The organism is Xanthomonas hydrangeae (assembly GCF_032697525.1).
Lineage (GTDB): Bacteria > Pseudomonadota > Gammaproteobacteria > Xanthomonadales > Xanthomonadaceae > Xanthomonas > Xanthomonas hydrangeae.
The window spans coordinates 5118717-5133507 of sequence record NZ_CP103836.1; the positions used below are offsets into that span (position 1 = coordinate 5118717).

The 14791-nt window shown below is 64.3% G+C and carries 9 protein-coding genes; 1 reads left to right on the forward strand and 8 read right to left on the reverse strand.

What is annotated here, in order from left to right; translation table 11 throughout:
* Positions 1 to 184: 184 nt before the first annotated feature.
* Positions 185 to 2542: a glucosidase family protein gene (locus tag NYR97_RS21590; RefSeq protein ID WP_316695708.1), complete on the reverse strand. Its 2358-nt coding sequence runs from the start codon at positions 2540 to 2542 to the stop codon at positions 185 to 187.
* A complete protein-coding gene (locus tag NYR97_RS21595) occupies positions 2532 to 2990 on the reverse strand; it encodes a hypothetical protein (protein WP_316695710.1) in 459 nt (152 codons plus the stop codon). The genes NYR97_RS21590 and NYR97_RS21595 overlap by 11 nt, the downstream gene beginning before the upstream one ends.
* Between NYR97_RS21595 and NYR97_RS21600 the strand changes: the two genes are divergently transcribed.
* Positions 2989 to 4155 (forward strand): DUF5694 domain-containing protein, encoded by a 1167-nt coding sequence (locus NYR97_RS21600; protein ID WP_316695711.1) that lies wholly within the window; start codon positions 2989 to 2991, stop codon positions 4153 to 4155. The genes NYR97_RS21595 and NYR97_RS21600 overlap by 2 nt on opposite strands.
* 683 nt (positions 4156 to 4838) lie before the next feature.
* On the opposite strand, the gene NYR97_RS21605 is transcribed toward NYR97_RS21600, so the two are convergent.
* From NYR97_RS21605 to NYR97_RS21630, 6 genes are all read right to left on the reverse strand, one after another.
* Complete coding sequence (locus NYR97_RS21605) at positions 4839 to 5135, reverse strand: flagellar basal body rod protein FlgC (RefSeq protein ID WP_115040378.1); 297 nt, start codon at positions 5133 to 5135, stop codon at positions 4839 to 4841.
* Positions 5136 to 5367: 232 nt separating this feature from the next.
* A complete protein-coding gene (locus NYR97_RS21610) occupies positions 5368 to 7008 on the reverse strand; it encodes a DUF5597 domain-containing protein (RefSeq protein WP_425613016.1) in 1641 nt (546 codons plus the stop codon).
* Positions 7005 to 9353 carry a S9 family peptidase gene (locus NYR97_RS21615; protein WP_316695715.1) on the reverse strand — a complete coding sequence of 783 codons (2349 nt, stop codon included), beginning with the start codon at positions 9351 to 9353 and terminating at the stop codon, positions 7005 to 7007. Before NYR97_RS21615 ends, NYR97_RS21610 begins: the two co-directional genes overlap by 4 nt.
* Positions 9343 to 10929, reverse strand: a complete 1587-nt coding sequence (locus NYR97_RS21620) for an APC family permease (protein ID WP_316695716.1) — start codon at positions 10927 to 10929, stop codon at positions 9343 to 9345. The genes NYR97_RS21615 and NYR97_RS21620 overlap by 11 nt, the downstream gene beginning before the upstream one ends.
* A 155-nt stretch (positions 10930 to 11084) precedes the next feature.
* Positions 11085 to 12962, reverse strand: coding sequence for a DUF885 domain-containing protein (locus NYR97_RS21625; RefSeq protein ID WP_316695718.1), 1878 nt, complete (start codon positions 12960 to 12962; stop codon positions 11085 to 11087).
* Positions 12959 to 14776 (reverse strand): DUF885 domain-containing protein, encoded by a 1818-nt coding sequence (locus NYR97_RS21630; protein WP_316695719.1) that lies wholly within the window; start codon positions 14774 to 14776, stop codon positions 12959 to 12961. The genes NYR97_RS21625 and NYR97_RS21630 overlap by 4 nt, the downstream gene beginning before the upstream one ends.
* Between the last annotated feature and the right edge of the window lie 15 nt (positions 14777 to 14791).

A 14791-nucleotide genomic window follows, 5' to 3' on the forward strand; every position in this document is an offset into this window, starting at 1 on the left:
GTTTATCCGCGGAGATGGCGTGGTCATTGGCTGCGCGTCGTGCACGTCGAGATGAGAGGAAGTGCATTGGCAATGGAGTGCACGTCCGAAGCGGCCTGCACACAACGGCCTGCGAAGGCCTCCGTGGTCGATGGCGATCACGGTGACGCGACAGGGCTGGCACGGTCATCGCGCCGGTGGTGCGTCACACGTACCACGCCTGCACTCTCACCACGGCAGCGCTGCCAGACAACGCCACGCAATCTGCATGTGGGCCTTGCAGGTGTGCAGGCTTGCCGTCCACAAGCACGCGCTCCAGCCGCGTGCCTTGTGGTGCACGCAAGGTCAGCCAGGTGCGCCTGGGGGCCTGCTCCGGCAGTTGCACCTGTGCATCGATACGGCGCGCATCGACATCCGTACGCAGCGTCAGCGTGACCTTGCCCCAACGCGTCGGCGCTGCGGTGATGCCCACCGCTGCACCGCTGCCCAACCACGCACGCGGCAGCGCACGCGCAAGAAACAGCTGCTCGCCGGCGCTGTCGTCGCTGACCAGCATCCAGCGCAGCAGCAGCGGGATGGTCATCTGCGCGGGAATGCAGAACAACGGCATGCCGCCGGTGATGCCGCTGACTTCGCCCGCAGTCCAGCTGCCGCGCGTATGCACCTGGTAGCGGTGCGCATAGACGAACAACAGATACTCTTCGATACGATCCAGCCGCAGCAGCTGTTGCGCATAACCGTAGGAAATGAATCCAAGCAGATCGCGGCTACCCGGCTCCGGCGGCGCGATATTGGCCACCACGCCAATGCTGGTGCCACCATGGCCGCGCAGGCAATCGATCACCAGGTTGGCCAGATCCTCAGGCAGTACATCGGCCTGCAGCAATTCAGCGTAGGCGCGGTGCGGCCATTGCTGTTCGCTAGGCTTTTCCTGCAGCAACGATTGGCGAAACGTCAGGTTGGTGCCCGGCAACGGGCCGACATACGGCGGCGATAGATCGCGGCGCACATTGGCACGCAGGCTGGCTTCCAAGCGCGTGCGCAATTGTCTGGCACGGCGCTGCCATTGGTTGGCCAGACCGGCATCGCCACCGAGCGTGCTCCAGACCTGCGCGATGTCTTCCCAACCGCGAATCGTCAGCGCGCTGTTGGCGTAATAAGGTTTCCACCACAGTGACGGATCGGGAAACAGGCAGGCATCGGATTCGTTCCAGCCGTGCAGCAGGCCATGACCATGCGCGCTGCGCGGCAACGCCAGGGCCTGGTCGTGCAAATCGCACAGCACCTGTGCAGTGGCCGCGATCTTGGGCAACAGGCGCCGCAGCCGCGCCGCATCGCCGGTGTAACGCAGATAGCGCGCCAACAGCGACAACGTCAGCCCGAACTGCCCGACCTCCGGCCCGCGCATGTTCGGCAAGCCATCGCCCTGCACGAAGTCGTCGAAATAATTGTCCAGCACCGCCGCAGCCTGCGCGAAGCGGCCCCACTCCAGGTTGGCGTAGAACGAACTGGTGAAGGTGTCCTGGAAGCCGTCGTACTCGTTGCCGTAGTAGTCGCGCTCCACCGCACCGTACTTGGGGTAATCGCCACCGGGCCGCACCACCAGCTCACGCGCGAACGCGAACTGCGCCATATCGTTCCAGCTGGCATCGGGCAGCTCCGCCTGCACCGTACCGTCCAGGGCCTGCTGCCAGTACGCGGCGAAATCGATCAACGCCGCGTAGAACTGTTCGGCGGTGGCCTCTTTTCGCGCAGGTGCGAACGCGGGATAGCTATGCGTGTAGTGCACGCCAACGATCTCGCCGCCGCGCACATGCATCGTGCGATGCCAGGTCTGCACCACGAAGCGATCGCTGGCACGCACGTCGGCAAATACCAGCACGTCGTACCAGGCATCGGCCTCGCCCTGGCGGCGCATGACCTTGCGCACTGCAGGCATCCACCCGCCCAGCATGCCTTCCTCGCGGCGCTTGATCAGCGCCTCTTCGCCCAACTCGGCAAACGCCTGCTCCGGCCGCGAGGTGCGGCTGCGGCCATTGGGCAGGATCGGCATGGTGTCCAGGCTCTCGCGCGTGCCGACGAAGGTGGTCCACGGCCAGCGCCCGCCATTGTCCTTGGGGTCGAGTAGCGAAGCCGGCGGTGGCGCGACATCGCGCACCTGCGCCTCGTCCGGGTCGCCATCGCGCAGCAAGCGGTCGGCAAGCAGATCCGCTTCGGCCATCGCCACCTCGGCCAGCGACATGCCAAAGTACGGCTTGCCCTCGGCCGGATAGGCCGGCTCGGTGCGCTTGTCCAGGCGCAGCATGCCAGCCTCGGTCCACAGCGTCAGCTGGCCCTGCGGGTCGTCGAGATGCTCGTAGACGGTCCAGTCCTGCTGCAGATGCCGAAAGCGGCACAGCGTGCTGCCGACATGCGCGGCGGAGGGGAGTGCTTCCAGACGTGGGGCTGAAGGCGGAGATAATGCAGTAGCAGCTGCGCTGGCAGCTGGCGTCGCCATCGCGCCACCAGCGCCGACAACTGCAGTAGCCGCCATGCCGTGACGCAAAAAGGTTCTACGGTCCATCGTCGCGCCCTCGAGTGATCTCTCCCGCATCCTGCGCGACTTCGTGCCTTGCGTCTTGTAGCAGGTCTCTGGCACGTGTGCGGAACTCTGCATACAACCAACGCAGCGACCGGCTTGCGGTTTTGCTTTGCGATGCCCTGTCCGTTATCTGCGGCCTTGGCGCGACAGCGGCGGCTTCCGGATGCGATGCCAGCACCGGACCCGGCATGGCCGACGGCGCGCGGTTGACGGCGCTGCTCAAACCACGCGTCATGCCGGCTGCACAGGTTGCTGCAGCTGCATGCGACAACAGCGCAGCGGTTGCTCGTGACTCCCCTGCCATTTGGCCAAGTGACTTTTCGGCCACGCCGATATCTGCCGTGCCAACCACACTTGCTGCACACACGCAGGCCGCATCCTGGCAATCCAGCCGCGCATCCAAGACCAGACCGCCAACAAGGAACGTCATGCAGGCACACCTATCTCGCGTCCCGCACATTGCCCGCGCGGCAGCACGTGTTTCGAATGCCGGCGCTGAATCGGCCAAGACCTCAAAACGTTCAGCGCGTTACTGGCTGTGGTTTGCCTTGATCGCGCCCTGCATCGCACACGCGCAGGTCGATCTGTCGCAGCTGGATGCCGAGATGACTGCGCCACGCACCCAGGTGCTGGTCCTAGGCAGCGTGCACTTGTCGCAGTTGCCCAAGGGCAGCGACATCGGTGCGGCGCGCTTGCGACCGTTGATGGACCGGCTGGCCTCCTACAAGCCGACCATCATCACCGTAGAGAATCTTTCGGGAGAAACCTGCGATCTGATGCGACGCCATCCTGCAGTCTATTTGCCCGAAGACAGTGCGACCTATTGCCCCGACACCAGCGATGCGGCACGCGCCACCGGGCTGGATGTTCCCACCGCGCTCGGCCAGGTACGCGTAGCGCTCGGCACCTTGCCGAGCGCGCCCACATCGGCACAGCGTCGACACCTGGCTGCGCTGTTTCTGGCTTCCGGCGATCCGTCGTCTGCGCTGGTGCAATGGTTGCAGCTTGCGCAGGCCGAACAGCGCAGCGGCGATGGCCTGGATGCGGCGTTGGTGACGCGACTGCGCGCCATGGAAACTCGCCCGAACGAGAGCGACCAGATCGCGGCGCGACTGGCCGCAAGGCTCGGCTTGCAACGCGTCTACCCGGCCGACGATCACACCGGCGACAACGTGGACCTGGGCGACCCTGTCGCGTACGGCAAGGCCATCCAGGCGGCCTGGGACAAGGCCGCACCGCGTGCCAACGCCATGCGTGAGCACGAAGACCAACTGGCCAGCGAAGGCAAATTGCTGGAGCTCTATCGTGCGATCAACCTGCCGGCCAGCCAGCAGTTGGCCATCGCAGTGGATTTTCGCGCCGCACTGAGCGAGGGGTCGCCGCAGCACTTTGGCTACCGCTACATGTCCGGCTGGGAAATCCGCAACCTGCGCATGGTCTCGAACGTGCGCGCCAGTTTTGCCGAACAACCCGGCGCGCGCGTGCTGGCAGTGGTCGGTGCCATGCACAAGCCCTGGTTCGACAACTGGCTAGGACAACTGCAGGGCGTGGATATCGTCGATGCGGCGCAGGTATTAGGCACTGACGGGCAGTGACGTGAATTGAGTACAACGACTTCAGCATGACGCTCCAAGTCAGGAGCCTAGTCAGTCGAGGGCGCGGTGCCCTCACCGCTCGCGGGACACGCCGCAAGTACGTCCGTGTAGGCTCGGTGGCGGCATCCATGCCGCCACACGGTCCCGCAATCGGTGAGGACACCGCACCAGACAGTTTGTAGGTCGCTTCGTTGAAAGCCTGCCTGTTATTTGGTGTGCGTTGCAATGCTGATCGGATGCGCTGTCATCAAAAAATGCGTCCTGCACTGCTTGCAACCATGCATACCGACACTCTCGACTGGCCCTTACCCGCCCACCGTCGCGGGACCTTACGCGGCATGGATGCCGCGTAAGAGCCTACACGGACGTACTTGCGGCGTGTCCCGCGACGGTGGGCGGGCAAGGGCCCTGCAGCAAACCCACAGATCATCCGCTCTGCAACTGATCTACCCGCACTGTCCAATCACGTTAAAAATCGAAAGGAACATGCGTTGGTGGCCGAGCTGGAACCGGGCGACGTCGAGTCGTTCATCGGCACTGGCGGGCGAAGCAGCCAGCGATTTACCGACTCAACGACCTGCAGAGCGTGAACTTCGAGCCAGCTACCACTAGGTACGACATCAGACTGAGGGCCCTGCACTCGATGCATTAGATCGACAACGGCCGTCGTCCACTCCGAGCTCTCAGCTCAATACGTCCAACAAGCTGCCCAACATCTCGTCGGAGCGCCGCAGCGCAGTGGCGTTGGCCTGGAAATCGTTGCGTGCCGATAGCCCTTCGACCAGATCGGTGGCTGGCGCAGAAGGATCGGAGCTGGCATCGACCACGCTGGCCGCCACTCCACCATTGGCTTGCGTGCTGGCCGCAACGGCCTGACGCGGACTGCCGTCCACCGGCTGGCGCGCCACATTGCTGGCGGCCACCTGCTGACGCAGCGCGGCGACCTGCATTCCGGAACTGGCGATGGGACTGATGCTCATGGTGGCTCCGGTGCAGAAACTGAGAAATAACCGATGATGTTTGTTTACCGACCAATCGGCACAATCGCTGCTGGCGATTGCGCCGTGCTGCTGTCGCTCTTACGGCAACCAATGCGCGTGGCAAGCGTTCCTCACGTGAGGAGAACCGGCGGACAGAAACTGCAATCCACGTCTCCCACCCACCGATTCCGACCACACCCGCCACACGGCTACGCAGTCGCCTCACGCACGCTCAATACGTACCGACCCGCACACGCAACACCACAGGCACCTCGCCCGCCGCATCCACACGACCGAAGTTGAGCCCGTAGTCGGTCTGGTCGCCGTTGAGCTGCTTTTCCACCTGCCAGCGCCCGTCCACATACCGCCCCTGCTCCACCCGCAACAGTTGCCCATGACGGGTATCGGCCGCCTCGCGGAAAAATTCAATGCGCGCGGCCATGCCGGTGACCAGGAACTCCTCCGGCCCCAGCTGCGCCACCAGCAGCCGCCCGGCGTGGTCGTCGTTGCCCGGCAGGATCGCCGGCGCATCGCCCCACATCGGCGCGCCGAACGACACCTTGGCCTGCCAGTCGCCCAAGCGCAGCGTGCGTTGCGGCGCGCCGGGCTGTTCGGCCACCGCCTGCAGCCGGCCGTCGAAGGCGGCCTGGGCAATGATGCGTTGCAGTGGCGCCAGCAGCTTGAAGTTGGCCGCATGCGCGGCAATCGCGGCACGGTTGGCGGCGCTGTCCTGGTTGCCATCCATGCCGAACACCGAAAAACCGATTCCCCCCTGCCCCAGCACATGGAACAGATACGGCGCCGTCGCCGCCTCGAAGCCGGTTTCCGACACCCAGGCCGGATTGTCCGGCCGCGCGTACTGGCCGACGACCTTGGTGTATTCGTTGTAATCGTTGGTATAGATATCGGTGCCGATGAAGTCGATCGACGGCGTGGCCGCGCGCCACAGCGCGAACATGTTCACCGTCGCACCACCGGACGGATAATCCAGCCCTGGATAGCGTTTGCCCTTGTAGCGCAGCCAGGTGTTGACGTAGAGCGGCAGCGGATACACGCGCTTGCCGGCGGCGGCCACTTGTTCGATGTACGCCGCGGTGGCATGCGCATTGAAGGCTTCGGCCGCTTCTGCACCGAACAGCTGCTGCCAGCTGCCCTGCGGTTTGCCCAGCGCTTGCGCGATTGCGGCAGGCACGGGCTGCGCAAACGCCGCCTCACCGGCCGGGCCATGATCGCGCACAGTGCCGATCGCACCAGGCTCGTTTTCCACCTGCACCAGGATCACCGTGTGGCGCTCGCCATCGACCTTGCGCAGATGCTGCATCAACGCGGTGAACGCACGCGCATCGGCCTGCACGTTGGCAGCCGCATGCGGCGACAACACATCCACCGGCTCGCCGTTGGCATCGCGCATGCGCGGGTAGGTGGCCTCGTCGCGCTTGATCCATTCCGGCACGTAATGCATCTGGCCGTTCTTCCAGCTGCCGAACCACAGCAAGGCCACACGCAGACCACGCTTGCGCGCGCCGGCAATCAGGGCATCCACGTTGGTGGTATCGAAGCGCCCGGGCGCCGGCTCGAATTGCTCCCAATACACCGGTGCTTCCACCGTGTTGGCATGCAGCGCCACTACTTCGTCCAGCGCCTTGGGCAACACTGCCGGCCAGGCGCTGGAGTTGTGCAGCTGCGCGGCCAGTACGGTATATGGCGCGCCATCGACGAACACCGCATGGCGGCCGTTTTGGGTAACCAAGCGCGGCAGGTCTTCTGCATTGGCCAGCAGCGGCGCGCTACCGGCCAACACCGCGAGCGACCACAGCAGGCCTGCGATACGGCCGCGCGGTTGCGCCATTTTCAGGGCAAACAAACGCATCATCGCGCCTCCGACGGTAGTGAGTTCCAATGCGGTGTGGGTTCATGGCGCAGATGGCGCACGAAGAAGTCGTACTGGCGGCGCTGCACATAGTCGATCGGCCCGCTGGACCGGCCCACCGAATGCTCGCCACCGGGCACGTTGAGCAGGTCGAAGTCCTTGCCGCTGTTGATCAACGCATCGACCACCCGCGCCGTGGAGGCCGGATCCACGTTGCTGTCCTGCTCGCCGACGATCAGCAGCAGATCGCCTTGCAACTTGGCTGCGTTGACAACGCCCGAGGCCTGCGCATAGCTGGCATCCACCGGCCAACCCATCCACTGCTCGTTCCAGCTGATCTTGTCCATGCGGTTGTCGTAGCAACCGGCAAACGCCACGCCCACCTTGTAGAAATCCGGATGCCGCTCGAGCGCACCCAGCGTGCTCTGCCCACCGGCCGAAGCACCATAGATGCCGACCCGGCCGATATCGTAGGACGGATCTTTTGCGGCCAACGCGCGATGCCAGGCAATGCGATCGGGAAAGCCGGAATCGCCGAGGTTTTTCCACGCTACATCGTGAAAGGCCTTGGAGCGATTGGCGGTGCCCATGCCGTCGATCATCACCACGATGAAGCCCAGATCGGCCTGCGCCTGCATGCCGATCTGCTTGTCGCCACCGGAGTGATAGCCGAACGGCCAGAACGTCTTCGGCACGAACGCATCGTGCGGCCCGGCGTAGATGTTCTCGATCACCGGATATTTCTTGCTCGGATCGTAATCGCGCGGGCGCACCACCATGCCCCAGATGTCGGTGCGCCCATCGCGGCCCTTGGCCACGAAGGTCTCCGGTGCGCGCCAGCCGGCTGCCAGCAACTTCTCGATGTTGCCCTGTTCCACTTGCTGCAGCAGCCGGCCATCGATGGCGTGCAGCTCCATCACCGGCGGCAGATCCGGGCGCGAATAGACATCGACGTAATGCCGGCCGTCTTCTGCAATCGTCACATCGTGATCGGCGTCGGTGTGGGTCAGCCGGGTCAACTGGCGGCCGTCGAAATCAACGCTGTAGAGCTGCCGGTAGTACGGATCCTTGCCTGCATCCATTCCGCTGGCAGTGAACCAGACGCGCCGCTGCGCATCGTCCACACGCAGCACATCGCGCACGATCCAGTGCCCGCGCGTGAGCTGCCGCTTGGGCTTGCCGGTGCGGCCATCGATCAGATACAGGTGCCGCCAGCCGTCGCGTTCGGAGATCCACAGGAGCTCATCGCCGCGTGCATCCACATCGTGACGGAAACTACGGTCGGCATATACGAATGTAGATGTGTCCTCGCCGACCGCAACATGCGCGCGACCTGTCTGCGCGTCCACCGCAATCACCCGCATGCGTTGAAAGCCGCGTTGCACATAGTCGAAGCTCACGCTGCGGCCATCACTGCGCCACTGCAAAGGCGACAGCACATACGGATTGGCGAACAAGCTAGTCTCCACGTCCTCGCGCGTGCCGTCCACGGCAAACAACACCGGACGCTCCACATCCACCGCATCGCCGGGCTTGGGGTACAGCTGGGTACGCACGAGCGGCTGGCCGCCGCCTGCAGGTGCCGCCTCCACGCGGGTCACGCGGCGGGCCAGCCCGGGACGCACCCGATACACCGCCAGCCGCTGCGAATCCGGCGACCAGGCGATGCTCTCCGGATCGAAATAATCGTCTGCACGACCATCGGTGCTGAGCCGGGTCAGCTGCCCATCGGAAACGCGACGCAGGAGCAGATTCCAGCCATCGGCCAGCGCTTCCCAACGGCCATCGGGCGAACGACGTGGCGTGTTGTCGGCGGGCACTCCAGGGTCGCGCACCACACCGAAGCCGCGTGGACGTACCTGCGTGCCGGCATCATCGCGTGCGCAGCGGTAGCTCGTCAGCGTGCAACGCCAGATCTCTTCGCCAAGCTCGAAGCGCATCGCAACGGCATCACCCTCGCCGTCTTGTGCATACGCGAAGCGCTCGAACGGCAAGCGCAACGCGCCGTAGGTCTTGCCGGTTGCCGCCTGCAATGCCTGCGCTACGCGCAGTTGATCGAAGGCCGGCTTTTTTTGCAGCGTGGCGACGTCCATGCTGACAAAGGCGAATCCGCCAGGCACCGTCTTGCGGTAGTAAAACGCGCCGTTGTCCTTCCATTGCGCGGGCCACGCCACGTTCTCGGTCAACGTGCTCCATTGTTCGCGCAACCCCAGCGAGCGTTGGTAATCGGCCAGGCTTGGCGCCGCCTGCGCAGTAGTCGACAGCAACACGATGCACGCAGCCAACCCATTCAAGCAGCCACGCAACCAGTGCGACACGCGCGCGTCACGGCGCAGCTCACTCGCCATCGTCCTCCTCCAGCGCCAGCTCATCGCTGCGCAAGCCGCTACGCGCGCCCCAGTGGTAAATGAAGAACGCAATCACCGCCACGCTCAAGGTATCGAACGGATGCGCGATCCAGCCATGGCCACCGAACGTACCGGCCCACGACACCGCCATCACCAGCACGAAGAACACGATCAACCACAGCGATGCACGCACCTGCCGCAGCAAGCGCGCCTGCCCTTCCCGCGAGGGCAGGCGATACAGCACGTACAGCACGAACGCGAGCACCTGCAGACCGAGCAACCACGACAAGGTGGGCCAGGTGGACCAGTAGATGATCAAGGCGGCGACAATGAACGACAGCGGCCCCAGCACCGCAAAACCACGCACGCGGAACGGCCGCGGCAAATCCGGCGCGCTGCGGCGCAACGCGGCCACGGTGACCGGCGCCACCGCATAGCTCAGCACCAGTGCGGCCGACACCACGCCGATCAAGGTCTCCCACGACGGGAACGGCAACGTCCAGAAGATCGACAGGCCCAGGCTCAACCACAACGCCGGACGCGGAATGCCCGATTGCGGATCCACCCGCGTCAACACCGGCAAGAAACCGCCGCTGCGCGCCCAGCCGTACACCACGCGCGGGGTGGCATTCATGTAGATATTGCCGGTGCCGCTGGGCGACACCATCGCATCGCAGATCACCAGGGCGGCCAGCCACGCCATGCCCAGGGCCAGCGCGATGTCGTGATACGGCAGTGCAAACACCTTGTCGATACCCGCCCAGCCAGGCGCCAGTTGCGCGGCCGGAATGCTGCCCAGAAACGCCAGCTGCAGCAGCACGTAGATCACCGTGGACAGCGCTACCGACAGGATCAAGGCGATCGGAATATTGCGCTGCGGGTCGCGCACCTCGCTGGCCACCGACACGATCGGCGTCAAGCCCAGGTAGGCGAAGATGATGCCACCGGCCGAGATCGCCGCTTCCACCCCGGCCATGCCCGAGGGCGCAAACCCGTGCACGGTCAGGTTGCCCGGATTGAAGTGCTTCATCAGCAGCACGATCACCAGGATCGGCACCAGAAACTTGAACACGCTGACGATGTTGTTGGCCAGCGCAAAGGTCTTGACGCTGAAATAGTTGAGCAGGAAAAACAGCACCAGCAATGCGAGCTGTACCAACCAACCCCAGATGCTCGGGTGCGAGCCATTGGCCTGATTGAGCACCGGAAACCACGCCGCCGCATATTGGCGCGCGGCCTCCACTTCGATCGCGATCAAACTGGAAAACGCGATCAAGGTGATGAAGCCGGTCAACGAACCGAGCAAGGCGCCATGCGAATACTCCGGGTAGCGCACCACCCCGCCGGCACGCGGTAATGCCGCGCCTAGTTCGCAATACACCAGCCCCAGCAGCAGCACTGCGATGCCACCGAGTATCCACGACAGGATGCCGGCCGGCCCGGCGATGGAAGAGACATGGCTGGCCGAAAACAACCAGCCAGAGCCGAAGATCGAGCCCAGTCCGATAAAGGTCAGGTCGGTCAGACTGAGTCGCTTGTGGAACTTGCCTTGCGTGGTCGCACCGTGTGTGGTCATAGCTGGCCCCGGACAAATGAAAGCGCGTGCTGCGGAAGATGGCGTGGTCGTGCGTGCCGTATGGCGGTCAGTGGTTCTGCGATCGCACGTTGGTGGTCTTGTACGACGGCAGCCCCACAGGTCCGGCAAACGGATGCAGGCGCATCGGGCCGCACTCAGTCATCGGCTGCCGCCCCTGGCCCGGCATTGGCAGCGTCTGCCGTGTCGTCCGAATACGGCGAGACACCACCGTCGGCGATGAAGCGGTCGATGCGCGCTTCCAGCACCGGCAGCGGCACCGAGCCGGTCTGCAGCACCGCATCGTGGAAATGGCGCAGGTCGAATTTTTCGCCCAACGCGGCTTCGGCCTTGCGTCGCAGTTCCAGGATCTTCAACTCGCCCAGGTAGTACGACAACGCCTGCCCCGGCCAGGCGATGTAGCGATCCACCTCGGTGGTGACTTCGTGTTCGCTCAAGGCAGTGTTGTCGCGCAGATAGGCCTGCGCCTGCGCGCGTGTCCAGCCTTTGTGGTGGATGCCGGTGTCGATCACCAGGCGGCAGGCGCGCCACATCTGGTAGGTCAGGTAGCCGAAGCGATCGTAGGGCGTGTCGTACATGCCCATTTCCTGGCCCAGATACTCCGAATACAGCGCCCAGCCCTCGCCATAGGCAGAAATGAAACCGTAGCGGCGAAACTCCGGCAGCCCTTGCGCTTCTGCCGCCAGCGGCATCTGCAGTGCGTGCCCGGGCGATGACTCGTGCAACGTCAATGCGGTCAGGTTGTACAACGGCCGCGATGGCAGGTTGTAGGTGTTGACCAGATAGATGCCTGGGCCGCCGCGGCCGCCGGTATAGAACGGCGCCAATTCCGGCGGCACCGGTTCGATGGCGAAGCGTCGGCGCGGCAGCCGGCCGATGTAATCGCCCACCTTGGCATCCACGCGCTTGGCGATCCATGCCGCCTGTTTGAGCAATTCTTCCGGCGTCCTGGCATAGAACTGCGGGTCGCTGCGCAGAAAATGCAGGAACGCAGGAAACACCGCCTGCCCGGCCGGCGGTTTGAAGCCGCTGGCGACGATGGTCTCGTCCATCTGCGTGCGCAGCTTGGCCACTTCCTGCAGGCCGATCTGATGGATCTCATCGGGGCTCAGATCGAGCGTGGTGAACTCGCGGATCTGCGCGCGGTAGTAGGCCTGGCCATCAGGCAAGGCTTCGCCGGCCAGCGTTGCGCGTGCGCGCGGCTGATACTCGTTGCGGATGAAGTCGAGCAGCTTGGCGTAGGCCGGCAGCACCTGGACATTGATGGTCTGCACCGCTTGTTGCCGCAGTTGCGCCTGTACATCGGCCGGCAACGTCGTCGGCATCTGCTTGAACGGTGCGTAGAAAGGATTGGCCTCGCCCTTGGCCTGCACAACATCGGCGATGGACTGATCGCGTCCGGTCAGTGTCACCTTGGGCTGGCTGAAACCACGCGCCAGGCCGGCACGCATATTGTCGGTGTGTTCGGCGAAATAGCGCGGGATATCTGCCAGCATCTTCAGGTAGCGCTGGTAGTCCTCGCGCGTGCGCAACTTGGCCTCGGCGCTGAAGCCCAGATCGCTCCAGAATGCCGAGTCGCTGTTGAACGGCATTTCCCAGGCACGGAAATGCTGCTGATCCAGCAGCACCAGCAACTGTTGCCGATACACCTGGTAACTCACCTGATCTTCGGCCGTCAACTGCGCTGCCGGAATCGCATCCAGTTCCTTCAAGGCCTGTTGCCAGTACGCGGTGCGCAGGTTTTGCGTGGCCACATCGACCTTGGGCAGATGGTCGGACTGCTTGTCTTGCGTGGCCTGGTTGTCTTCATCCACCGCGCCGGACAGCTGCGCCTGGCGCCAGCGCCATTCGCGCGTGTACAGCGCTTTGAAGCGAGCGGCTGCCGCGTTCTGCGTGGCGGAGTTCTGCGTGGCGGCGACCGGCTCGGCGGCATCGGCGGTCGCGGCAACGCCACTCAAGCTCGTCGCAATCAACACACTCAATGCGCTCGCGCGTAAAACGCTGCTCGTCTTCATCCGCGTGCCTCCGGCGCAGCTTTGGCCTGTGCAATCCACTGCCGCACGCGTTGCTGCAACATCGCCAGCGGCATCGCGCCACCGCCCAGCACCGCATCATGGAAGGCGCGCACATCGAAACGAGCGCCGAGTTCTTTTTCCGCCTCCGCACGCAGCGCCAGAATCTGCAGCTGCCCCAGTTTGTAGCCGAGGGCCTGGCCCGGCCAGACGATATAGCGATCGGTTTCGGACTGGATGCTGGGCTCGTCGTCGGACGGATGCGCGTGGAAGAACTCCACCATCTGCTGACGATTCCAGCGCTTGTAATGCACGCCGGTGTCGAGCACCAGGCGATTGGCGCGCAACAGCTCGCCGGACAGCCGGCCGTAGTCGTTGTACGGGTCCTTGAAGAAACCGATCTCCTTGCCCAGGCGCTCGGCGTACAGCGCCCAGCCTTCGATATAGGCGTTGTAGCCGGCCTGCTGGCGGAACGGCGGCAATGGCAGCGTCTGCGCAAGCGAGATCTGCAGATGATGGCCCGGCACGCCCTCGTGATAGGCGGTGGTTTCGATATTGACCAGCGTGCGGCTGGCGAAGTCGCTGGTGTTGACCTTCACGATCGCCGGCTTGGTGCCTTCCGAATTGCTCTGCCAGTATTCGGCGCCGGGCGCGCTGCGCCGGAATGCGGGCATCGCCTGTACCTCCAGCGGCGTTTTCGGCAGGTGGCCGAACAGCTTGGGCAGCTCCGGCTGCATCGCGGCGATGTACTGGCGGTATTGCTGCAGGATCTGCTCGCTGGAAGTGGCGAAATGGCGTTTGTCGGTGTCCACCGCCTTGCGGAAGCTGGCCAGATCGGCGAAACCCTGCGCCTTGGCGATCACCGTCATCTCGCCTTCGATGCGCGCCACTTCCTTCAGGCCGATCTGATGGATCTCCTCCGGCGCCATATCGGTGGTGGTCTGGGTATGGATGGCATAGCGATAGCGGCGCTCGCCATCGGGCAGCGACCACAGGCCTTCCTGCGCGCGCCCTTGCGCGGCGTACTCGTCGCGCACGAACGCGGCCAGCTTGGCGTAGGCCGGGCGCACCTGCTGCGCGATCGCGGCCAGCAACTGCGTGCGCAGCGCAGCGCGCTGGTCGGCCGGCACGGCGGCGTCGAGTTTTTTCAGCGGCGATGCGAATGGGCTTTGCTCGCCGGTCAACGCGGCGATCTTGTCGATCTGCTCGGGCAGGCGCTCCAGCAGATAGCGCGGCTGGGTGAGACCCTCTTTGGCACCCTGGCGCGACACCGCGATCACCTGGTCGATCACCGTTGGAATCGTCTGCAGGCGCTTGATGTAGTCCTGATAATCCTTGGCGTTCTCGAACGGAAACGCATCGCCGTAACCGGCCAGCCCCAGCTGGATGCCGCCGATCGGCTCCAGCGGCATCGCATAGGTTTTCAGCTCGATGCCTTCCAGCGTGTCGCGCAACTGGCCGAGCATCATCTGCAGGCTGAGCTGGCGTTGCTCGTCCAGCGTCTTGCTGTCGATCGCTTCGAATTGCTTGAGCAGCTCGGCAGTGGCGCTGCGTTCTGCCTGCACGGCCTCAAGCGAGTAGTCGCTCCAACGATCGTTGTAACGTTTGTCGCCGATGATGCTGGCGAACTCCGGGTTGTGCTGCAGCTGGTACTGCCATTGTTTGTCCAGCAGCGCGTCGAAGGCCTTGGCGGCCTGCTCGCTGCTCGGCGCGGAAGTGGCCGCAGCCGCTGCCTCCGCTGCGGGCGGCGCCGGTTTGCAGGCAGTGAACAGTGCGGCGGCCAGCAGGCCGATGGCGACGGGACGCAGGTGGTTCATGCAGTTACTCCAAGA